We start from the raw sequence: 22,014 nt of genomic DNA on the forward strand, positions 1-22,014 counted from the left end.
GACGCACCTGCAATGAAGGTCTTCCTGCTGTGCATGATCGCGCTCACGGCGTGCGGTTCCTCCGCGGATCGATCCGATGGGGACCTGACCAACGCGGCCAGTCGTGATGCGCCGAGTCCACGACCGGGCAAGGGCACGATCCGACCTTCGATGGCGGCCAGCAAGAACCTCCCCGCGCGGTACGTGAAAGCCCTGTCGTGTGACTTCGACGAGAACCCCATCGCTGCCGTGCAGACCTATCACAGTACGGCGGCTGGCCGGGCCGAGCGCGCGCGCGACGTGACGCTGCTCAAGTCGCTAGGCTTCACACGGGAAGGGCGCGATGGCGATCTGGAGAGCGTCGGGGGCAAGATTCGGGCACCCGCCGGCCTGACCGTTCTCGGCTTGCCTGTCCGGTCGGTGGAACTCAACGGCATGATCGGCGACGCGAACGCGATGTATGTCACCGTCTTCGACAACGGCGTGACCGTGGACCAGACCGTCAAGGCCGCCCGTTTGCAGATGGATCCCGAATCCTACAGGAAGTACAGGATTCGGCACTACAGCAGAAGGGTCGCTGGCAACCCCTATACGGAACTCTACCTCGACGACCGAGGTGGCGGTACTGCCACGCTCGTCTGTCAGATCAAGGGTACTCCGGACTGACCCTGCGCGTTGATGGCGCATGGACGACTCGCCTTCGTTCCCGAGCGTGGGCGCGACGACATTTCCGGCGGCGGCGTGAACACCGGCCACGTATCGTGATCGCGGCAGTCGCCCTCGGCGTTCAGCCCAGCCACGCGGCGGAAAATCTTCAGTGCGGGTCAGGCTAGCAGTCCAGACCGTCACGGGTCGCGGCATGGACGGCGTCTATTGCGTGCGGTCAGCCAAGCTCGCGGCGTGAGCTTTCGCGTGTCTGGCAGGTTGACTCCGGTCGACGCGGGGGAGGTCGATCCCGTAGAGGGCACTTGGTCCGCAGTCGCCCATTAACGGACATTCAAGGGCGACAGGTCGAGGTGCATATGCGCTACTTCAACCGTCGCGTCGAACCACTCGGTGGATATTTGGAAACGGCTAGGGGTCAGCCAGTGCAGTCCGATACTGCCGAAGTCGAACGTGCCGTCTAGGTCTCGCGCGACATTCGGCTTGCCGGGTAGCCATTCAACGATTGATGGCTGTTTCAGCACAATGCTACCCTCACGATAGCAATGCGCCTCGCCGGGTAGCGGAGGAGCATAATCGGGGTGATCGGTCGTAAGGGCAAACAGGACCCTTAATCGAAGATCGCCGCCTTCAGCGATTATCCCGAGGAAGTAACTGTCTTCCAAATTGGCGCCGCCGAATTCCGGCATGTATTCATTTTCCATGTTTCCGATCGTAAGCGTGAACCACGCCGAAGCAATGTCCGCTTTCCTCCCATTGCGGCCATTCCGCTTTCGCCCATTTACGGACATCACTTGTTCCGGTTAGGTTGCCGCTGTGGATCAGGCAGTCTCATCTCCGCCAGCGCAGAAGGGCGGCACCGCTCAGTCGGCCTACCTGCATCCCTATGCCTGCTTTTGTTGCCGCAAGAGCTTCAAGCGGGCCAGCCGGATCGAGGCTGTCTTACCGTGCCCCGAGTGCGGCGGTCCGAGCGTCGGGCTGACTCGTAAGTTCAAGCCACCGAAGCGTTCTGACGTGAAGCAGTGGAACAAGGTCGAGGCGTTAGTGAGACACGGCTTTTTGTTTTGGAGTGTCGGCGAACCTTATCCTGACACTCTCCAAGAGGTCGCCTCCTTTGCTGTGCGCCACGCGAACTTCATAGCTGCGGAGCGCGCTCGACGACCGGAAGCCTACCTTCAAATAGAAGCGGCTTTGTCGCGAGTCCGTTAATCGGTCTACGTCCGCTTTCCTTCCCAAAACAGCCCTAATTCGCCCTGAGGTCTTTGCCGCATTTCGAGCAGCACCGGCGCGGCCACGGATGGCTAATTCCGACGAAGCCAAGCCGCGTTGTGAACGGAGATGTGCCGCAATCAGGACAGCGAAAAAGCCATAGGAAGGCTGCGCCGTGGGCTAGCCACGACGCCATTCCCGGCAGGGCTCCAATGAGACCTAAGCGGATGAACGGCCAGAATAGCCAAAGCGGCGAAGTAACGAACACGAGCATCGTCCACCCCGTGAACAGCCATGCTTTGCGGTAGAGCGTCACAAGCACACCGTAGGTGATAGGAGGTTGCCGACCAATGGCTGCTTTCCCTCAATTCTCGCCAAAAGCCGCCCGTCCGCTTTCCTCCCAAAGCGGCCATTCCGCTAACGCCCATTTGCGGTATTTCGAAGATGGCAAAACGCTTGCCCAGAAGCATGCGTTAGTTCAACTTCGGATCCGGTTCTATCTCGGTCGTATCGGCGATTGGCCTTTACGATAAGTTGGGAATTTGTTTTGGTGCACATGCCGTCGATAGCGATCGCAATCGCGTATTTGAGCATTTTCGCCATCCCGGCGGACGTCCATGCGCAGGCCAAGGACATCGTGGTAACAGGGCGACGTCCGCCGAATCATGAAGCGACCCGAACGATGGTGCAGCAAATGATCCGGCCCGTGGACGGCAAGTTTCCGCGTTGGCAGATACCGGTTTGTCCCGTTGCCTCTGGTTTGTCGGAAGAGGCAAACGCGACATTGGTCCTGAGAATGCGACAGGTGGCCAAAAACTCAGGCATCAAGGTAGCCGCGCCGCGCTGTTCCGCTAATTTCATACTGGCGTTTACACCTAACAGCCTCGCTTACATCAAGGCGCTCGTCTCGCGGTTGCCGTCCGCTTATAACGATCCAAAGCAATCTCAAAAAAGAGCATTGCTGGCAAGCAAGGGCCCTGCCCGCGTGTGGGTATCAACCGTGATGCACAGCGAGGATGGCATTGCTGCGATCCCAGACGCAAAATTCAACGGGGCTGCGACGATCAAGGTTCGTCGAGATACCAACATCCCGGTTCAGACCCGTCAGGACATAGAATTCGGCATTGTTGCAATTGATAGTTCGGCCGCAATCGGGAAATCGCTTAATCAACTCGCGGATTATGCAATAATGCGCGGATTGTCGACTATGGCGAGTGCTCAAGGGCCTTATTACGCAAACAGCATCACCACTATATTCGACGAAGGGCGGAATGAAATGCCGCGCGAACTTACCACCTTCGACGTATCGGTATTAAGGACGCTTTACAGGGGTGCGGCTAATACACCGGCAAGTAGTAAGGTGGCGGAACTGGTGCGCGAAGTCGAGAAAGTACCGAACGAATAAGTCGTGAACCGGCCTGCCCTACATTGCAACCGACCAATGCCGCGGACATTCGCGGACTATCAACGCCCCGTGCCGACGATATTCCGAGGGTGCGGCGCGACGCGCTGGTCGGATGCCAGATGTCCTGCGCACTGACACTGTTCGCTAACTAACGCTCCAACTCCCCGTACCGTGTGCCGAGGAAACGGCAGAGGCCTTATCCGCCGCAGACTTTCTCACCCCTTAAAAACTCGGGGTTTGGGGCGGGCATGCCATGATATACGCCAAAATACCCCCGCCAAGCCCTACAACAATGCCATGGATCGTTGCTCGACGCTCGTCCGCTTTCGCCTAAATGCGGACATTGCCAAAGTCGCGTCGAGGGTCAAAGTAATGGCTCTCTTACCGTGCAAGCGATCCTTGATCGGAGTTACGATGCCAAAGCAGCTTGCCGTTGCGCTGATTCTGACATTGGCAGCGTGTAACTCATCAAGTCCGGTCGGCACTCGGAGTAAGACCCGCATAGAACCAGACAGTAGGCGAGCGTCCCACTGCTATGCCGCCCATGATTTTGGGGCGGAACAAGGAATAAGGCAGAATCCACCCCCCGGCTTCACCAACCGCCGTGACCCCAAACACTTTGACAACAGCGTCAGGGCGTTGTGGCAGTATAACAGGTTCAGAGCGTCTGCTACCCCGCAAGTTGAGGAAGAGCAGGTAATTGCTTTGACAAAACAGATGCTAAGATTTCCGGAAACTGCTGCGGTATTGGTCAGGGAATGCAGCAGACTTGAAGACCGAGACCCCGAATTTCATCGCGCGAAAAAAGATATTATTGAAAAGCTACTGGAGCCTCCATCGACGATCCCGATAACCTTATCGCGCCAATAGGCGTTAGCTTCGATGTCCGCCTTCCTTCCCATCCCGGACATGCCGCGTGAGCCCGCAAGCCGTTGGTGGGGCTTTCGCGCGGTTACCCGTCAGCGGTATTTCGGTCGGTCTCACCGGATATCGTCCGATGCCGGATGCGATGCGTTGTAATACTGAAACCTTGCCAATGCCGGATGCGACCGCGCACAATCCGGCTGCATCGAACAAGGACCCTGCTGATGGCTTTGAGTCTTCAATTGTGGATCAACGCCTTCATCCCGAAGACCGTGCCGGGCTATACCAAGACGCTGACCACCGGCATCCACCGGGGGAAGACCGCAATTCCGATGCCAATGCTGGCGAGGTTCGTCAATTATCAGGCCAGCGATCATCAGGGATATCTGACCGACCAGCGTGGGTTCGACGACAGTCTGAAGGCCAGCGTCAGGATGCGGACGTTGCTGGACGTGCGGATCGACGGCGCGTCCACACTCGTCCTGCCCAGCGCACAGACATCGGGAACCACCGGCGTGGACCTGGTCACCGGCAAGCAGAACGGGCAGGGCGATGCCAACATGAGCAAGTGCAAGGCGACGGTTCGCGGCGCCGTCTCGCAACGAAAGGACATCATCAGCAGGGCGATGCTCGCGCCTACCGCGTCGTCGATCGAAATCGACATCTATGGAGGCGCAGGCGACCCGCTGGTCAACTTCGCGGCCGAGATCAACTACGAAGGCACGTTCCAGATCATCACCGACACGGCGGGCAAGACGCTGAGCGTGCGCTTCGCCGGAAAGCTGGACGAGTTTCCTGCATTCGAGGCTTATGCCCGCTGCAACGGCGTTACGAAGACGCTGTTCCAATCATCGCCACCGAAGAACAACACGGTCATGGACTTGCTTGGCGGCGCGTGGCGGCCTGTGTCGGGCAAGGCGGACTTCAAGCTGGCTTAGCTGGGCGCCACGCCACGCCACGCCACGCCACGTCAACGACATTGCGCTTGCCAAACCCGCGCGTCAGGATCGCTGATTACCGCTGGAATGAGGAGACGCGGGTGCTGACCATCGAGGCCGTCGATCACATCGTCCTGAACGTCGCCGACGTGGAACGCTCCGCAGCGTGGTACGAACGGGTGCTCGGGATGGCGCGTGTCGACCGGCGCGTGGCATCGGGCAAGGTCCGTACGAGCATGATGTTCGGCGACTCCAAGATCAATCTACGCCCGGTCGCGGCCTCGCAGGACAGCTGGTTCACGGCACGAGCGCCCAGTGTCGGCAGCGACGACCTCTGTTTCCTGACGACGGCCGAGCCGGACGCCGTGGTCCGGCATTTCACGGCATGCGGCGTTCCGATCGTGACCGGACCGGTGACGAAGGCCGGGGCGCGCGGGCCGATCGAGTCGGTCTACATCCGCGACCCGGACGGTAGCCTCATCGAAGTCTCGTCGTACCGCTGACGCCCTGTGGCGATCGTCACTGCTGCAGCGCGATTTCGAGTAAATTAACCGCGACCGGCTACGCGTCTCATGGTGAACGAAGCCGCAACCAGACCTGGGGATCATGGCCTCGCGACGACGCATGCCGGTGACCCGAGCGGTCAGCGCCTGGTGCAGCTGGACGGCTTGCGCGGCATCGCGGCGATCGCGGTGATGGTCTACCACATCCACAACATATTCGGGCTGACGCTTGGCTTCGAGCGCGCCTATCTGTTCGTGGACGTCTTCTTCATGCTGAGCGGATTCGTCCTGCAGCTGGCATGGTCGTCGACTTCGACCCACGCTTTCGATGCGGCTGCGGTGTTGAAGGCGCGCGTTCGCCGATTATGGCCGACGATCGCCGCAGCCGCGATACTCGGTGCGATCATCCACGCATTCCTGGGCGACGTGGCCCATCCCACGACGTTCCTGCTGCTGGCGCTCCTGATCGTGCCCGCGATCTGGAACGACGGCGCGATCTTCCCGCTGAACGGTCCGCAATGGTCGCTGTTCTGGGAAGGGGTCGCCAACCTCGTCCACGTGCTCTGGCTGCGCCGGCTGACGGAACGCGAGCTGGTTCTCGTCAGCCTGGTCATGGGGCTGTCCGTCATCACGGCGATCGAACTCTGGGGTGCCGCGATGTTCGGGCCGACGTCCAACGGCTGGTGGCTCGCGCTGGCGCGGGTCGGCTGGTCGTACACGGCCGGGATGCTGATCGGTCGTCGATATCAGGCGACGCATTGGCGACCGGTCCTGTCCTGGTGGCAGGCACTGGCGCTGCCCATGCTCGTGGTGCTGGCGCTGCCGTTCGTCCCGCTGCCGACCAAGACGGGCGACGAACTGCTGATCATCGTCGTCTTCCCGCTGCTGTTCTGGCTGCTGGCGACGGCGCGGCCGCCTCGGCGCGCGCGCGAGGCATTGGCGCGGCTGGGGGCGCTGTCGTTCCCGCTCTATGCCGTTCATCTGCCGTTGCTCGACCTGTTCGCCGGCTTCGGTGTTCCGCGCATCGCGGCCGCCGCGTTGGCGACGACGGCGTCGCTGCTGTTCGCCATGGGGTTGAGTGGCGCCGGGGGGCGACGTGGGGAAATGGCGTCGCCGACTGCGGCGGCGGGCAATCTGCCGCGTCGCCAGGCGGTCTGACGCGACAGCCACCGATCCCGCAGAGGCATGCCCGCGAGTCCACCGGGACACGGTCACTCGAAGACCGCTGCTGCCCCGCCTGTCATGGGCGTCGGCGTTGGACCGCGCGGGGCAGGGGCGGGTTCAAGCCCCCCATCGTCGCGAGATCCCGGCCGCTTCGGTAACGGCATACCCAAGCGCTTATGCAGTTCGACGATCAGCGCCTTTTCTTCCGCGGTCGGCAGGGGCGGCCCGATCAGATCCTGGACTGGCATAGCGTGCCTCGCTCATGTGTTGCTGCCCGATCCTACCATAGTCCGTGCGCGCGGTTGATACCCCGTCGGTTGCGCGATCGCGCCGCAGGGCTGCCGGGTTGCCGGCCGGGGGTGGAGCTTCGGGCGGTCAGGCGCTCCAGCCGCCGTCGATGTCGTAGGTGGAGCCGGTGACGAAGCCGGCGTCGGCCGAGGCGAGATAGGCCACGAGGCTGGCGACCTCGTCGGTCGTGCCGTGGCGGGGGATCGCGAGGGGGCTGCGTTTGCCGGCGGCGTCGGGGCCATCGGCCGGGTTGCGCTCGGTGTCGATCGGACCCGGCTGGACGAGATTGACGGTGATGCCGCGCGGTCCGAGATCGCGCGCGAGCCCGCGGGTCATGCCGCCCAGCGCGGCCTTGCTGGCGGCGTAGAGCGTGGCTCCGGCGCCCGGCATCCGATCGGCGACGATGCTGCCGATGGTGATGATGCGACCGCCTTCGCGCATGATGCGGGCGGCCCTCCTGGCGGCGAGGAACGGCGCCCTGACGTTGAGCGCGAAGATCCGATCGAAGGCGTCGTCCGCATAACCGTCGAGCGGGCCGACGATCGCCATCCCGGCGACGTTCACGAGCACGTCCAGCCGGCCGAAATGCGCCGTGACGGCGTCGATCGCGCGGTCGAGCGCGGCGGGATCGGCGACGTCGGCCTGCGTCAGATGGATGTCGGCACCCCGATCGCGCAGTTCGCCGGCAAAGCGGTCCGCCTCGTCGGCACGGCTCAGATAGACGATCGCCACGGACGCGCCGTCGGCCGCCATCCGCCGACTGATCGCGGCGCCGATCCCGCGCGTACCGCCGATCACGAGAGCGACCTTTCCGTCCAGCGCTTGCATGGCATTTCCTTCGCGTGTGAGTCCGTTGCCGGGCAGCGTAGGTCGGTGGGTGGCAACCGGCCAGCCGAATGCGCCTGACCTAGCGGGCGTTTGGGGGCACGGCGGCGGCCTGTCGGATCGCGGCCAGGACGTGGGCGAGCAGGCCGTCGGCGTCGTGGCGGATGTTGTGGCCGCCGGGCATCGCGACCTTGCGCGCGTTTGGCTGCGTCAGGAGCGGGCAGAGGCTGTCGGTTTCCTCGACACCGAAGATGCACGTGACCGGCGCCCAAGTCAGCCGGTTGCCGGTGGTCGCGCCCATGCTGTCGGGCGTACCATGGTCGTACAGCAGGCTCGAGGGATCGGCGCGGTAGAAGACGGTGTCGCCGGGGAGGATCAGGACGATCGCGGCGACGCGCGTGCGGAGGTCCGATGGCAGCGCGGCGAGGCCGGTCTGGACGATGTCGGCGCCGTAGGACTGGCCCATGACGACGATCCGCCTCGCGCCGGTGCGGGCGAGCGCGGTCCGCACGCCATCGGCGACGATCGCGTCGAGTTCGGTGCGGGTGCGGTGGCGGCCGAACAGCGCGGGCGTGGTGATGCCGACGACCGGGATGCCGTGCTCGGTCAGCCCGCGCGAGGTCGACGCGCCGAGCAGGAAGCGCAGCCCCATGTCACCCGAGAAATTGACGACGGCGACGGGCGGCGCGCCAGCCGAGGAGCTGGTCGACGACGGGGTTCGCAGCGCGGGATAGACGTGGACCGGATCGCGATCGAAATACCCCGCCAGCGCGACGAAGGTGACGATGATCGCGGACAGGATGCCGGTGACCCAGGCGCCGCGTCGCCAGCGGCGTGCGGTCGCGGTGCGGGGATGATTTTTCGTTTTCACCGGAATGTCCTGTGCGCGGGATCAGGCGCGATACCGCACGCCGCGCGCCGCTTCCATGACGCGCGGATTACGTAATCATCCGCTTGAGCGTCTCGATCCGGTCCGCTTCGGCGGCGGGCTTGTCGGTCCTGATCCGGGCGATCCGGGGGAAGCGCATCGCGACCCCCGATTTGTGGCGCTTCGAATCGTGGAGCGAATCGAACGCGATCTCGAGCACCAGCGTCTTCTCCACCTCGCGCACCGGGCCGAAGCGGTTCTGCGTGTGATTGCGGACGAAGCTGTCGAGCATCCTGAGCTCGTCATCGGTAATGCCGGAATAGGCCTTGCCGACCGGGAGCAGCTCGCCCTCCTCGGTCCAGCAGCCGAACGTGTAGTCCGAATAATAGGACGAGCGCCGGCCCGAGCCGCGTTGCGCGTACATCATCACGCAGTCGGCGGTCAGCGGATCGCGCTTCCACTTGTACCACAGGCCGGCGCGGCGGCCGCCGACATAGGGCGAGTCGCGGCGCTTGAGCATGACCCCCTCGATCGCCGCATCGCGCGACGTCGCACGAATGGCCTCCAGCGCGGTGAAATCCTCCGCGTCGATCACCGCGCTCAGATCGAACCGGTCGGGATCGAGTTGCGGCACGAACGCCTCAAGCCGTTTGCGCCGCGCGGTCCAGGGCAGCGCGCGCAGATCCTCGTCGCCGTCGATCAGCAGGTCGTAGAGGCGGACGAAGGCGGGATACTCGGCGAGCATCTTCGCCGACACGGTCTTGCGGCCGAGCCTTTGCTGGAGCGCGTTGAAGCTGGCCGCGCCGCCGCCATCCTCGAGCGTGCCGCCCTGATGCTCGCCCTTGACCAGCAGTTCGCCATCGACCGTGCCGGGCGTGCGGAACGCGGCGGCGATCTCGGGGAAGCTCGCGGTCACGTCGTCGCCGGTGCGGCTGTAGAGCCGGGTTTCGCCGGCGACATGGACGATCTGCACGCGGATCCCGTCCCATTTCCACTCGGCGGCGTAATCGGCGAGATCGACCCGCAGGTCCTCCAGACCATGCGCGAGCATGAACGGGCGGAACACGGGCACGTCGGCGGGGGTCGGCTGTTCGCCGGTGCCCTCGGCCCAGGCGAACAGGCTGGGATAGGGCGCGTCGAGCCCGTGCCAGACCTCCTCGACCGCATCGACGTCGAGCCCGAACGCGTCGGCGAGCGCGGTCTTGGCGAGCCGTGCGGACACGCCGATGCGGAGCGCGCCGGTCGCCATCTTGAGCAGCGCGAACCGCTCCTCGGCATCGGAGCGGTCGAGCATCGCCGCCAGCGCCGCGGGGGCATCGGCGCGCGACAGCGCCGCGAGCTGCTCGACGACATCGGTGATCGACAGGGGGGCGGGATCGACCGGCACGCTCGGCTCGGGCCAGAGCAGCGCGACCGTCTCCGCGGTATCGCCGACATAATCGCGGCTCATCCGGAACAGCACCGGATCGACGCGCGTCTCGATCAGGCCACGGATCACTGCCGACTTGACGCCGCGCAGATCGAGATCGCCGGTCAGCGCCGCCATCGCCCAGCCGCGATCGGGATCGGGCGTCGCGCGCAGATAATCGGCGATCAGCTTCAGCTTGGCGTTGCGCGACCGGGTGTAGGTGAGCGAATCGAGCAGGGCGGCGAAGGCGTGCATGACGGCTCAACGCGCGAGCAGGGATTTAGTCCTGCTGGCTGGATCCATCAGCTCGGGCCATCAGTATCGGTGGGCGCGTGCGCGGCTACTGCGTCAATCGCACGGAGAACCGCAGCGTGCGCGGCGCGCCGGGGAAGACCCAGACCGGGCTGTACGAGCTTTGCGCGTAGCGGGCGTCGAACAGATTGTCCGCCTCGGCCCGGACGGTCACGTGGCGCGAGACCGCATAGTCGACCGCGGCCTTCGCCTTCACATAATCGGGCAGGACCAGACCGCTCGCGTCGATCGCGCCGGCGCGCTTGCCGACATAGCTTGCGCCGGCGCTGATCGAGGGGCCGCGACCGTCCGCGTCGAGGAAGCGGCCGAGCGCGAACAGCGTGGCGGCGTGTTCGGGGACGTTCAGCACGCGGTCGGTCGCGAAGATGCTGTCGTCGGCGCGCGCGCGGGTCCAGGCATAGTTGGCGACGACCTGCCACTGCGCGGCGATCCGCACCGACGCGTCCAATTCGATCCCGCGGCTGGTCAGCCGACCGACCGGGGCGAGGAAATTGGGATCGACCGGATCGTTGGTCAGGATGTCGCGCTTGGCGATGTCGAACCAGGTCAGCGCGATGTCGAGGCCGGGCAGGGCGGCGGTCGCGCCGATCTCGTACCCGTGGCCGCGTTCGGGCGAAAAGCCCGTGCCGTCGCGGCCGATCCCCGAGTTGAGCAGGAAGCTTTCGCCCCAGTTGGCGTGGACCGCGAGCGTGTCGGTCAGCGCATAGCGACCGCCGAGCCGGAACTGGGCGGGCTCGCCGACCGCCTCGCCGACAGCGCCGGTGCGGTTGTTGCGGATCCGCTGGTCATAGGCATCGAGCCGAACGCCGACGGTCAGCGTGAGGCGCGGCGTGACGTCCCACATGTCCTGCGCATACAGCGTGGCGGAACGCCGGGTCTCGTCATTGTCGGTGAACGGCAGCAGCGGCCGCGCCTGGCCGCCATAGACCGGCGCGAAGACGTCGATCGCATGGGGGGTGGCGGCGGTCGGGTTCCGGCGGAGCAACCCTTCATGATAGTCGAGCGTGTAGCCCTTCACGCCGATGCTGGCGCGGTGCGCGCCGAACCGTCCGGTCAGTTCGAGCCGTGCCGACAGATCGTCGACGCTATAGTCGCGCGCGCGGCGCTGTCGCCACAGCGTCCGCCCGTCGACGAGCCGCGACTGATCCGACGACAAGCCGCGTAGCGAGCCGGTCCGCCACGCGATGCCGCCGTTGAGCACGATGCGGTCGTCGAGGTCGACCTGGCCGGTCAGCTGGTGCCGGGTGTTGCGGAAGCGCGTCGTGCCATCGCCGGGTTCGCCGTAGAAGCGCGTGCGGGGCAGCGCGTTGGCGTCGCCGTCGATCGCCGGGATGCCGCGGTCGAACGGCGCGTCGAACTGCGTGAACTCGCCGACATAGGTCAGCCGCAGGCCGTCGCGCGGCGCCCAGGTGAGCGAGGGCGACACCACGCGCCGCCGCAACGGGACGAAATCGCGCCAGCCGTCGCTGTCCTCGCCGGCGACGACGATCCGTGCCGCCAGTGTCGTGGACAGCGGCCCGGTCGCGTCGATCTCGACGCGGCGCGTGTCGAACGATCCATAGGTGAGCGTCGCGGATGCGGCGGGGGTGAAGCGCGGCGTCTTGCTGACGATGTTCACGCGGCCGCCCGGATCGATATCGCCGAACAGCGCGCCCGCCGGGCCCTTGAGCACCTCGATCCGCTCGACCGTCGCCGGATCGCGGGGCGGGCCGAGGCCGCGATTGGCGAGGAACCCGTCGACATAATATTCGGCGCCGCCGTCAGGCGTGCCGAGAAAGCCGCGGATCGCGAAATTGTCGAGGAAGCCGCCGCGATTATTCTGGTTGCTGACGCCGCTGACGAGTTCGAGCGCGTCGGACAGCCGGTACGTTCCCGCCGCGGTCAGCAGATCGCGTTCGAGCGAGCGGCTCGATTGCGACATGCGTTCGGTGGCCAGATCCGACGACAAGGTCCGATCGGCGCGTGCCCCGCGCGTGCCGAGCACGACGATGTCGTCGCGTCGAGGATCGTCGGCGGCCGTATCGTCGTCGCGCCTATCGCGCTCGCCGGCCCGGTCTCGCGGTCCATCCCGTGGATCGTCCTGCGCGTCGGCGGGCAGCGGACATGCGAGGAGAAGGAGCGCGGCGAAGGGACCGGCGGATCGCAGGATGGCGGACAAAAGCGTTTGCCTTGGAAGTGATGATGTAACATTACGAATGACGGAGGTACGTCGATCTTGTCAACCGTTTTGAACCCGATGCCGCATGGCCTGAACGCCCCCGCCGCCATACCGGCGCCCGTATCGGGGCCCGTGTCGACGCCCGTATCGGGGCCCGTATCGTCACCCTTATCGGCGGCCACCGCACCGCCGCAACGGCGGGCCCGCATTCCGTCGATCGACGCGTTGCGCGGCGTCGTCATGCTGCTGATGCTCGTCGATCACACCCGCGAGTTCTTCTACATCCATGCGCAGGTGAGCGATCCGATGACGCTGGCGACGACGCCGCCCGCGCTGGTCTTCACGCGGCTGGCGGCGCATCTGTGCGCACCCGTGTTCGTCCTGCTGACCGGCCTCGCGGCGTGGCTCTACGCGGATTCGCGGCGCGGCGGTGGCGATGACGAGTGGCGCGGACGAGCGGCGGCGTCGGCGTTCCTGCTCAAGCGCGGAGTGTTCCTCGTGGCGCTGGAACTGACCGTCGTCAGTTTCGCGTGGTCGTTCGATCTGACGCCGACGATGGTCTATCTCCAGGTCATCTGGGCGATCGGGCTGTCGATGATCGCACTGGCGGCGCTCGTCCACCTGCCGCACGCGGTCGTACTGGCGGTGGGACTGGCGATCATGCTGGGGCACAACCTGCTCGATCCGATCACGATCGCACCGGGACAGCCCGGCCATGCGCTGTGGGCGGTGCTGCACGATCGCGGCCTGATCGACCTGCCGTTCGGGATGACCGCGCGGACGTCCTATCCGGTGCTGCCGTGGATCGGCGTGATCGCGCTGGGATGGTCGATCGGCCCGTGGTTCGCGCAGGCCATCGCTGCGGATCGACGGCAGCGACGGTTGCTGTTCGCCGGTGCGACCTCGATCGCGCTGTTCGCGGTGCTGCGCGCGATCAACATCTACGGCGACCCGACGCCGTGGCAGCCGGGGGCGAGCATGCTGGCGACGATCATGAGCATCCTCAACGTGACCAAATACCCGCCATCGGCGGACTTCCTGGCGCTGACGCTCGGCATCGGCCTGCTGGCGCTGATCGTGCTGGAGCGCGTGCCGGTGCGGTGGAGCGGCGTGCTGGCGGTGCTCGGAGCGGCGCCGCTGTTCTTCTACATCCTGCATCTCTACGCGCTGCATGCGCTCAACCGCGCGATCGGGATCGCGATCGGTACGCAGGGGGCACCGGTGAGCGTGCCGGGCGTCGCGTGGATCTGGGGAATCGCGGCGATCGTCGCCGTGCCGTGCTGGTTCGCCTGCCGGTGGTTCGGCGCGTTCAAGTGGCGCCATGGCGGCTGGTATTGGCGCTATCTATAGCGCGCACATCGTGCGGGGATCGTGGGGAAGGCCAGGCCTCCCCCACCATCGGACTCAGGCGGACTCAGGCGTCGCTGCCGAGCGTCTTCTTTGCAGCATCGAGTGCGGCCTTGCCGCCCTTGCGCACCGTCTTCACCGCGTCGCCCGCAGTCTTCTCGACGGTCGAACCGGCCTTGCGACCCAGACCGATCGACTTCGCCATCGCGCGACGGGCTTCCGAATAGGTCGCGGCGACCATCGGATAGTCGGCCTTCAGGTTGAAGCGCTCGCGATACTGTTCCGGCGTCAGGCCGTTGGTCGAGAGGTGACGACGCAGCGTCTTGTACTTCTTGCCGTCGAGCATCGAGATGATGTGATCGGGCGAGGCGAGCGACTTGCGGACCGAAACGGCAGGTTCAGCGGTCGGCGCGGTGGTTGCTTCCGGCTCCACGTCGCCATTGCCGGCAAGTTTCGCCACGGCTGCATGCATCGCCACCAGAAATGCCGGCACATCGTCGGCTGCGGTGCGCGTATTGGGGTTGGCGAGCCAGGCTGCGGTCAGTTCTGCGGCCAGTTCTACGGTATTAATTGTATCCGTCACGCTAGTTCCTTGAATTCGTCATGGGTCCCCGGTCCGGGAGCGCCTACAGCTTTTAAACGGTAATGAACACCATCGAAAGTCGCTAAGTCGCGGGCAAGATATCGATTATTCTGATCGACTGGTTTTCAAGGGGGAGCGGCGTCGCCGAACCACGAGATCGTCGTATCTCCGACATCGCGACGCCAGGCCGCGTCTTCGGTGCATTATCGTCAACCAATCGGTATCGCGGAACCGCCGTGCGAGGGCGCCGAAATATCCGCCGCGATGCGGGCTCACCTGGGCTGTTGTCGAAAACTGTCGCGTAGCTATGTTGCGATGTCCAACAGTCCCCACTCTACAGTTCCAACAAGGTAACGATCGCGTATGACCCTGAAATTGACCGCCTGTGCGAGCGTTGCCGTGGCTGCCCTGCTGGGCTCGACCAGCGTCTGGGCGCAATCGGCGGCGACCCCCGCGGCCAAGCCCGCACCGGTCGCCGATCTCGTCAAGTCGGTCGATATTCCGTACCAGCAGTTCACGCTCAAGAACGGGCTGCGCGTGGTCGTGCATACCGATCGCAAGGCGCCGGTGGTGGCGGTGTCCGTATGGTACAATGTCGGGTCGAAGTTCGAGCCCAAGGGCAAGACCGGGTTCGCGCATCTGTTCGAGCATCTGATGTTCAACGGCAGCGAGAACGCACCGGGCGATTTCTTCGAGCCACTAAAGCAGGTCGGCGCGACCGACTTCAACGGCACGACCTATTATGATCGTACCAATTACTTCGAGACGGTGCCGACCGCCGCGCTCGACCGCGCGCTGTTCCTCGAATCCGACCGGATGGGGTATCTGACCGGCGCGATCACGCAAGGGGTGCTCGACGAGCAGCGCGGCGTCGTCCAGAACGAGAAGAGGCAAGGCGACAACCAGCCCTACGGCCTGACCGAATACAAGATCACCGAGGGGCTGTTCCCCGCGACGCATCCGTATGGCCACACCACGATCGGCTCGATGGCGGATCTCGACGCCGCCTCGCTGCAGACGGTGAAGGACTGGTTCAAGGATCACTACGGCCCGAACAACGCGGTGCTGGTGCTTGCCGGCGACGTCGACGCGGCGACCGCCAAGCGCCTCGCCGAGAAGTATTTCGGCGGCATTCCGAAGGGCGCCGAGAGCATCGTTCCGCCCGCGCCGATCCCGACGCTGCCGGCGCCGGTGAGCGAGACGATCAAGGACCGGGTCGCTGCGGTGATGATCAGCCGCAACTGGGTGGTGCCCGGCCTCAACGACAAGGACGGCACCGCGCTCAGCGTCGCCGCGGGCGTGCTCGGTGGGCTCGCGAGCAGCCGGTTCGACACCGCGCTGGTCAAGAAGGAGAAGCTGGTCACGCGCATCTCCGCCTCGAACAACAGCTTCAGCCAGCTCGGCATGTTCCAGATCGAGGCGATCGTCCGCGAGGGCGTCGACCCTGCGCTGGTGTCGAAGCGGATCGACGAGATCCTCGCCGACTTCCTCAAGAACGGCCCGACCGCCGACGAGGTCGGCCGCGTCGCCACGACGACCGCGTCGCGCACGATGGAGGGGCTCGAGTCGGTCGGCGGGTTCGGCGGCAAGGCGGTGACGCTGGCCGAGGGCGCGCTGTATTCGAACGATCCCGGCTATTACAAGAAACAGCTGTTGCAGCTGGCGGCGGAAACGCCGGCGAGCGTGCGCACGGCGGCGGCGAAGTGGCTGTCGCGTCCGGCCTATTCGCTCACCGTCGTGCCGGGCCCGCGCGATGCCTATGCTAACGCGGTCGTGCCGCCCAAGGTCGACGTCGTGCCAGCCCCCGAGGCACCACCGAAGGGAACGCGGGGGCCGTTGCCGGGCGTCGGCACGGTCGCGGGCCTGAGCTTCCCGACCGTCGAGCGCACGCGCCTCGCGAACGGCATCGAGCTGGTCTACGCGCAGCGCACGGCCGTTCCCGTCACGCAGGCGGTGTTGAGCTTCGATGCGGGCGTGGCGGCGGACGTTCCGACCAAGCTCGGGACGCAGCAACTGACGCTGGCGATGATGGACGAGGGCACGCCGACCCGCGATTCGGTTGCGCTGGCCGAAGCCAAGGAGCGTCTCGGCGCGGACATCGGTTCGGGGGCATCGAGCGACCGGACCTTCCTGTCGTTGCAGGTGCCGAGCGCCAATCTCGCGCCCGCGGTCGACCTGTTCGCGGACATCGCGCAGAACCCGGCGTTCGCCGATGCGGAGGTCGCGCGCGTCAAGAACCAGCAGCTCGCACAGATCGCGCAGGAGCTGACGAGCCCGCAGGGGCTGGCGACGCGCGTCCTGCCGAAGCTGCTCGCGCCGACCTCGCCCTATGCCAAGGCGCAGGGCAGCGGCGATCCGAAAGCCGTCGCAGGCCTGACCCGTGCGGACCTGGTCGCGTTCCAGCAGGCGTGGCTGAGGCCCGACAAGGCCAAGATCTTCGTCGTCAGCGATCGTCCGCTCGGCGAGGTGAAGGCGGCGCTCGACGCACGGTTCGGGACGTGGCGCCCGACCGGGGCGCCCGGCGTCAAGGCGTTCCCGGCGACCGTCACGCCGTCCGCACCGAAGATCGTGCTGATCGATCGTCCGGACAGCCCGCAGTCGGTGATCGTCGCGGGCGTGCCGACCGGATTGAAGGGCACGCAGGACCTGTTGCCGATCGTGACCGCGAACGATGCGCTCGGCGGCAGCTTCCTCGGGCGCATCAACATGGACCTGCGCGAGAACAAGCACTGGTCCTACGGTGTGTCGGGGCGGTTCCAGCAGGTCGAGAACGCCGCGCCCTACATCCTGTCGGCACCGGTGCAGGCAGACCAGACGGGTCCGTCGATCGCCGCGCTCAAGGGCGATATCGCCGCGTTCCTCGGCAAGGAGCCGATGACCCAGGTGGAATTCGATCGTGCGATCAACGGCGCGATCCGTTCCCTGTCGGGCAATTTCGAGACGTCGGACGCGGTGCTCGGCGCGATGCAGCAGAACGATCTGTTGAAGCGCCCCGACGATTATTACGCCAGGATCACGCAGCGTTACCAGGGGCTCACCCTGCCACAGCTGAACACCGCGATCCAAAAGGCGATCGATCCGAACAAGACGATCTGGGTGGTGGTAGGCGACGCGAAGACGGTGCGCCCGCAGCTTGACAGCATCGGCTTGCCGGTCGAGGTCGTTCCCGCAGCGTCGGTTGCCGGCGCTCGGTAAGTTTCAGGAGAGAGATGCAATGGCGAACGTCGATGGCAGCTGGGATTGCGTGGTCAAGTCGCCGCTGGGCGACCAGAAGATGACGCTGACCGTCAATAGCGCAGGCTCGACCTTCACCGGTGCGGTGTCGGGCGCGATGGGCGGCATGGACGTGACCGGTGAGGTCGATGGCGACACGATCAGCTGGAAGCAGAGCATGACCGTGCCGATGCCGATGACGCTCGATTGCAAGGCGACCGTCGAAGACGACGTCCTCAAGGGCAGCGTCGCGGCGGGTGCTTTCGGCAGCTTTCCGCTGACGGGAACACGCACCGCCTGACCCGCGTCACACCGCGGACAGATGAGCCCGCCTTTCCAGCAGGAAGGGCGGGCTTTTTTGTTGCGCGGCGCCAGAGAAGGCGCGTCCGCCAGCCGCGCGGTGCAGCTAGAGGACAAAGCATCGGTTGTTGCCGGATCCGCACGGAACCGGATATGCTGTCGGAATCATTGGCTTATCTTGGTGTTTATGTACAATCGGGCGAAGAAACTGCCGACTCGATTGTCGGAACTGTCGGCATGGCAGAGGGTGTAACCTGTTCTTAGGAGGCTTTGCGGCAAGGTCTTGGCGAACATAGCCGGATGCGCCGATGAAACCCCTGCCCCTGATCGCCCCGAACCCGCCCCGCCTGAGCGAGCATCTCGATGCGTTGCGCAGGGTCGAGGCGTCGGGCGTGTTCAGCAACAATGGCCCCGAAGTGCGTGCGTTCGAGCAGGGCGTGACCGATCGGCTGTTCGGCGGGCACGGCGCGAGCCTTGCGGTGTCGAATGCGACGCTGGGGTTGATGATCGCGATCCGGCAGGCGGCGAGCTGGCGGACGGGCGGGCTCAACCCCAAGCCCGGCACGCTGGCGATCATGCCGGCGATGACTTTCGCGGCAACCGCGCAGGCGGCGGCCTGGGCCGGGCTGACCCCGCTGATCTGCGACGTCGACCCGGACGACTGGGGTGCCTGCGCGCGTGAGGAGGAGCGTTTGCTCCAGTATCACGGCGAGCGGGTTGGCATGATCCTGCCCTATGCCACGTTCGGCAACGCGATCGATCTCGAGCGCTATGTCGATTTCCGCGACCGCTACGGCGCCGGCGTGGTCGTCGATGCCGCCTCGTCGCTGGGGACGCTGGACGATGCGGGCGAGGGGTTCGGCGCGCGGGCGCCGTTCGCGGTGGTCCACTCGATGCACGCGACCAAGACGTTCGCGGTTGGCGAAGGCGGGCTGATCCACAGCGGCGACGTCGCGCTGATCGCGACGTTGCGCGCGATGGCCAATTTCGGCTTCGACGGCAGTCGCAGCGCGATGCTGCCGGGGATCAATGCCAAGCTGCCCGAGATCCTGGCGATCATGGCGCAGGCCAAGCTCGCCGAGATCGACACGGTGGCCGGGCACCGCGCCGCGCTGGAGGCGACCTACCGCGAGGCGCTGGCGGCGTTCCAGTTGCAGGCGGTATCCGGCACGCGCCGCGCGACCCAGTTCATGGCGGTGCTGCTGCCCGAGCGGCTCGCGCATCACCGCGACGCGATCGTCGCGAGCGTCGAGGCGCAGGGGGTCGGATGCGGCCGATATTTCAGCCCGCATCTCGGCGAGCAGCCCTGGTTCCAGGCGACCGCGCTGATCGAGCCGACCCCGGTCGCCGACAAGCTTTCCGGTCGGATGCTGTCGCTGCCGATCACCGATGCGATGTCGATGGCGGATGCGCAGCGTGCCGCCGGTGCGCTGACCAAGGCGTGCGCGGCGATCCTGGTACCGCGCGACCGGCGCACGAAGACCGGCGGCGGGGCGGCGCGCACGACGGGGCGCACGACGGGGCAGGGGGGGGCGCGCGCGATCGCGTCGGTGATCGTGATCGGCGGCGGCCCGGCAGGCACGGCGATGCTGACGTCCGCGACCAAGCGCGGCGCGTTGCCCGCGCTGGCCGCCTCCGGGCTGATGGTGGTCGAGCGCGGTGGCGCGATCGGGGGCGGGCGGCTCGGCCGGTATGCGATCACCTCCGATTCGACCGCGCAGACGTTCCTGACCGCGGTGCGCGACAATATTCATCCCGAGCTGGCGCGGCTGGTCGATCATCCCGCCGGACGCGCCGTTGCTGCGCACGAGGGCGCGCTGGGCGTGCCGCTGGTCGAGGTCGGGCCGTTGCTGCGCGCGACCGGCGATCGATTGACCGACATCGTCCGCGAGCATGGCGGCGTGGTGCTGACCGGGCACGAGGCGCTGGGTGCGCGGCGCGTCGGCGACGGCCTGTGGAGCGTGCAGCTCCGCCGGCTGTCCGACGGGCACGTCTTCGAGCAACTCGCGCGCAACGTCGTCGTCGCGACCGGCGGGCATCAGCCGCTCGACCGGCTGGCGGCGCAGCGCGTGGCGGGGGCGAGCCTGGTCGATCTTGCCAGCGGGCGGCTGCTGCAGTCCGACGACGTGCTGACCGTCGGCGGGTTCGAGAAGGTCGCCGACCTGCTGACCGGCAAGCGCAATCCGAAGATCGCGGTGATCGGCGGATCGACCAGCGCGCTGACGACGATCGCGCTGCTGCTCAAGAGCCGTCCGGCGATCCCGCTGGGCGCGGCGGCGGTGACGTTGCTGCATCGCCGGCCGCTGCGGCCGTTCTATCATTCGGTCGAGGCGGCGCACGCCGAAGGGTTCACCGATTTCGGACCCGACGATATCTGTCCGGTGTCGGGCTTCGTCTACCGGCTGGCGGGGTTCCGGCTCGAGGCGCGCGACCTCGTGTTGCGGATGCTCGCGGTCGACGGTCGCACGCCCGATCCGCGCGTCGCGCTGCACCGGATCAGCGGCGACGACGATGCGGCGGCACGCGCGCATATCGAGCAGGCCGACCTGGTGATCGCGGCGCTCGGCTATCGTCCGATCGGGATGCCGATCGCCGATCGCGACGGTGCGCAGATTCCGCTGGCCGCGCATGGCGGGCGGCCGATGGTCGATCGCCACTGCCGGATCGTCGATTCCGAGGGGGTGCCGATCGCGGGACTCTACGGATTGGGACTGGCGGCTGGGTTCGTGCCCTGGGGGGCGCTTGGCGGTGAATCGAGCTTTAGCGGGCAGGCCAATGGATTGTGGCTGTGGCAGAACGACGTCGGGTCGATGATCATCGACCAGGTGATGACACACGAGGTCAAGGCGGTGGCATGACCGGGGATGCCGCCGCCGGACCGGACCCGATGACGACGGACCCCGCGATCAGCGTGATCGTCGCGGCGTATAACGGCGCCACGGTCATAGAGGAGACGCTGGCGAGCCTGACGGCGCAGACGTTCGGCGATTTCGAGGTGATCGTGGTCGACGATTGCTCGACCGATACGACGCGCGACGTGGTCGCGGCGTGGCCCGATCCGCGCGTGCGCCTGGTCGCGCTGGAGAAGAACGGCGGGCCGGTGAAGGCGCGCAACCGGGGCTTCGCGCTGGCCCGCGGGCGCTACGTCGCGGCGCTGGACCAGGACGATCTGTGCCGGCCGGAGCGGTTCGCGCGGCAGGTCGCCTATCTCGATGCGCACCCGGAAACGGTGCTGCTGGGGACCGCGGCCGAACTGCTGTTCGAAGGGACGATCAAGCCGTCGACCTATTCGCCGGCGACCAGCCCGGCGGCGACCGCGTGGCTGACCGCGATCGAGAACCCGCTGGTCTGGTCGTCGGTGATGCTGCGGACCGAGGTGGCGCGGCGGCTCGATCCGTTCACCCGGCCCGAGCTGCTGTATGCCGAGGATTTCGACCTGTACCAGCGGATGCAGGTGCATGGCGGGATCGCGCGGCTCGACGACATGCTGATGCTGTACCGCGTCCATGCGGGCGGCGCGTCGAAACGGTTCGTCGATGTGATGGAGGCGTCCGCGACCCGGGTGCTGACCGAGCGGCACACGCGGTTGTTCGACGACCGGGCGGGCCACGTCGCGCATCTGCTGGTGGCGCACAACATGGGCAAGCGGCCGGTGCCCGACCGCGAGACGCTGGCGGCGCTGGGCAGTGCGCTGAGCGTGATCCAGGCGGATTTCCTGGCGACGCACGCGTGCACCGCGCACGACATCAGGCTGATCCGGTGGGAAACGGCACGGCGCTGGGGCGATATCGGGCGGGCGGGGCTCCGTGCCGGGACGATCCGGCTGGCGGATGTTCTCGCCGTGCGGCCCGACCATCTCGGGCTGGGCTATGCGAGCCTGGAGGCGCTGCTGTGGTCAGGGATGATCGGTGGCGTCCGGCGTGCGCGCCGCCGGATGGAGCAAAGCCGCATGGTGCAGACCGCGACCTGATGCCGTCATTGGCGCCG

At 66.2% G+C, this 22,014-nt stretch carries 16 protein-coding genes; 10 read left to right on the forward strand and 6 right to left on the reverse strand.

Going from position 1 to position 22,014, the window contains the following annotated elements; translation table 11 throughout:
- The first annotated feature begins 12 nt into the window (after positions 1-12).
- A complete protein-coding gene (locus tag O6Y00_RS15375; RefSeq protein WP_353443464.1) occupies positions 13-645 on the forward strand; it encodes a hypothetical protein in 633 nt (210 codons plus the stop codon).
- A 320-nt stretch (positions 646-965) separates the two neighbouring features.
- Here the strand turns inward: O6Y00_RS15375 and O6Y00_RS15380 are convergent, their stop codons facing one another.
- Complete coding sequence (locus tag O6Y00_RS15380) at positions 966-1,346, reverse strand: hypothetical protein (RefSeq protein WP_353443465.1); 381 nt, start codon at positions 1,344-1,346, stop codon at positions 966-968.
- 1,091 nt (positions 1,347-2,437) lie between these two features.
- Here O6Y00_RS15380 and O6Y00_RS15385 point away from each other — a divergent pair.
- The 4 genes from O6Y00_RS15385 (at position 2,438) to O6Y00_RS15400 (ending at position 6,719) form a co-directional block, all read left to right on the forward strand.
- A complete protein-coding gene (locus O6Y00_RS15385) occupies positions 2,438-3,256 on the forward strand; it encodes a hypothetical protein (protein WP_353443466.1) in 819 nt (272 codons plus the stop codon).
- 1,088 nt (positions 3,257-4,344) lie between these two features.
- Positions 4,345-5,058 (forward strand): hypothetical protein, encoded by a 714-nt coding sequence (locus O6Y00_RS15390; RefSeq protein WP_353443467.1) that lies wholly within the window; start codon positions 4,345-4,347, stop codon positions 5,056-5,058.
- A gap of 101 nt (positions 5,059-5,159) precedes the next feature.
- Positions 5,160-5,561 carry a VOC family protein gene (locus O6Y00_RS15395; protein WP_353443468.1) on the forward strand — a complete coding sequence of 134 codons (402 nt, stop codon included), beginning with the start codon at positions 5,160-5,162 and terminating at the stop codon, positions 5,559-5,561.
- A 69-nt stretch (positions 5,562-5,630) separates the two neighbouring features.
- Entirely contained in the window at positions 5,631-6,719 is a 1,089-nt protein-coding gene (locus O6Y00_RS15400; protein WP_353443469.1) for an acyltransferase family protein, read from the forward strand.
- Between the two features lie 381 nt (positions 6,720-7,100).
- On the opposite strand, the gene O6Y00_RS15405 is transcribed toward O6Y00_RS15400, so the two are convergent.
- The 4 genes from O6Y00_RS15405 to O6Y00_RS15420 all read right to left on the reverse strand — a co-directional run bounded on the left by O6Y00_RS15405 (position 7,101) and on the right by O6Y00_RS15420 (position 12,584).
- Positions 7,101-7,841, reverse strand: coding sequence for an SDR family NAD(P)-dependent oxidoreductase (locus O6Y00_RS15405; RefSeq protein WP_353443470.1), 741 nt, complete (start codon positions 7,839-7,841; stop codon positions 7,101-7,103).
- A gap of 79 nt (positions 7,842-7,920) precedes the next feature.
- Entirely contained in the window at positions 7,921-8,709 is a 789-nt protein-coding gene (locus O6Y00_RS15410) for an AcvB/VirJ family lysyl-phosphatidylglycerol hydrolase (RefSeq protein ID WP_353443471.1), read from the reverse strand.
- 67 nt (positions 8,710-8,776) lie between these two features.
- Positions 8,777-10,369, reverse strand: coding sequence for a cisplatin damage response ATP-dependent DNA ligase (locus O6Y00_RS15415; RefSeq protein ID WP_353443472.1), 1,593 nt, complete (start codon positions 10,367-10,369; stop codon positions 8,777-8,779).
- An 85-nt stretch (positions 10,370-10,454) separates the two neighbouring features.
- The gene (locus O6Y00_RS15420) at positions 10,455-12,584 is read right to left on the reverse strand and encodes a TonB-dependent siderophore receptor (RefSeq protein ID WP_353443474.1); all 2,130 of its coding nucleotides are present in this window, start codon (positions 12,582-12,584) and stop codon (positions 10,455-10,457) included.
- A gap of 57 nt (positions 12,585-12,641) precedes the next feature.
- Here O6Y00_RS15420 and O6Y00_RS15425 point away from each other — a divergent pair, with 57 nt between their 5' ends.
- Positions 12,642-13,934, forward strand: a complete 1,293-nt coding sequence (locus tag O6Y00_RS15425) for a DUF1624 domain-containing protein (protein WP_353443475.1) — start codon at positions 12,642-12,644, stop codon at positions 13,932-13,934.
- Between the two features lie 64 nt (positions 13,935-13,998).
- Here O6Y00_RS15425 and O6Y00_RS15430 read toward each other — a convergent pair whose 3' ends face one another.
- Positions 13,999-14,514, reverse strand: a complete 516-nt coding sequence (locus tag O6Y00_RS15430; RefSeq protein ID WP_353443476.1) for a MucR family transcriptional regulator — start codon at positions 14,512-14,514, stop codon at positions 13,999-14,001.
- A 363-nt stretch (positions 14,515-14,877) separates the two neighbouring features.
- Here O6Y00_RS15430 and O6Y00_RS15435 point away from each other — a divergent pair, with 363 nt between their 5' ends.
- From O6Y00_RS15435 to O6Y00_RS15450, 4 genes are all read left to right on the forward strand, one after another.
- Positions 14,878-17,709, forward strand: a complete 2,832-nt coding sequence (locus O6Y00_RS15435; protein ID WP_353443478.1) for a M16 family metallopeptidase — start codon at positions 14,878-14,880, stop codon at positions 17,707-17,709.
- Between the two features lie 19 nt (positions 17,710-17,728).
- Positions 17,729-18,028 (forward strand): hypothetical protein, encoded by a 300-nt coding sequence (locus O6Y00_RS15440; protein WP_353443480.1) that lies wholly within the window; start codon positions 17,729-17,731, stop codon positions 18,026-18,028.
- 307 nt (positions 18,029-18,335) lie between these two features.
- The gene (locus O6Y00_RS15445; protein WP_353443481.1) at positions 18,336-20,885 is read left to right on the forward strand and encodes a DegT/DnrJ/EryC1/StrS family aminotransferase; all 2,550 of its coding nucleotides are present in this window, start codon (positions 18,336-18,338) and stop codon (positions 20,883-20,885) included.
- Positions 20,882-21,997: a glycosyltransferase family 2 protein gene (locus O6Y00_RS15450; RefSeq protein WP_353443483.1), complete on the forward strand. Its 1,116-nt coding sequence runs from the start codon at positions 20,882-20,884 to the stop codon at positions 21,995-21,997. The genes O6Y00_RS15445 and O6Y00_RS15450 overlap by 4 nt, the downstream gene beginning before the upstream one ends.
- Positions 21,998-22,014 lie beyond the last annotated feature (17 nt).

The sequence above is a fragment of the Sphingomonas faeni genome, from assembly GCF_040407565.1.
Taxonomy (GTDB): domain Bacteria; phylum Pseudomonadota; class Alphaproteobacteria; order Sphingomonadales; family Sphingomonadaceae; genus Sphingomonas; species Sphingomonas faeni_F.

Coding starts and splice junctions, on each gene's coding strand:
- O6Y00_RS15405 (WP_353443470.1), bottom strand. CDS start 7,841: ATGCAAGCGCTGGACGGAAAGGTCGCTCTCGTGATCGGCGGTACGCGC.
- O6Y00_RS15440 (WP_353443480.1), top strand. CDS start 17,729: ATGGCGAACGTCGATGGCAGCTGGGATTGCGTGGTCAAGTCGCCGCTG.
- O6Y00_RS15375 (WP_353443464.1), top strand. CDS start 13: ATGAAGGTCTTCCTGCTGTGCATGATCGCGCTCACGGCGTGCGGTTCC.
- O6Y00_RS15390 (WP_353443467.1), top strand. CDS start 4,345: ATGGCTTTGAGTCTTCAATTGTGGATCAACGCCTTCATCCCGAAGACC.
- O6Y00_RS15445 (WP_353443481.1), top strand. CDS start 18,336: ATGAAACCCCTGCCCCTGATCGCCCCGAACCCGCCCCGCCTGAGCGAG.
- O6Y00_RS15450 (WP_353443483.1), top strand. CDS start 20,882: ATGACCGGGGATGCCGCCGCCGGACCGGACCCGATGACGACGGACCCC.
- O6Y00_RS15415 (WP_353443472.1), bottom strand. CDS start 10,369: ATGCACGCCTTCGCCGCCCTGCTCGATTCGCTCACCTACACCCGGTCG.
- O6Y00_RS15400 (WP_353443469.1), top strand. CDS start 5,631: ATGGTGAACGAAGCCGCAACCAGACCTGGGGATCATGGCCTCGCGACG.
- O6Y00_RS15435 (WP_353443478.1), top strand. CDS start 14,878: ATGACCCTGAAATTGACCGCCTGTGCGAGCGTTGCCGTGGCTGCCCTG.
- O6Y00_RS15380 (WP_353443465.1), bottom strand. CDS start 1,346: ATGGAAAATGAATACATGCCGGAATTCGGCGGCGCCAATTTGGAAGAC.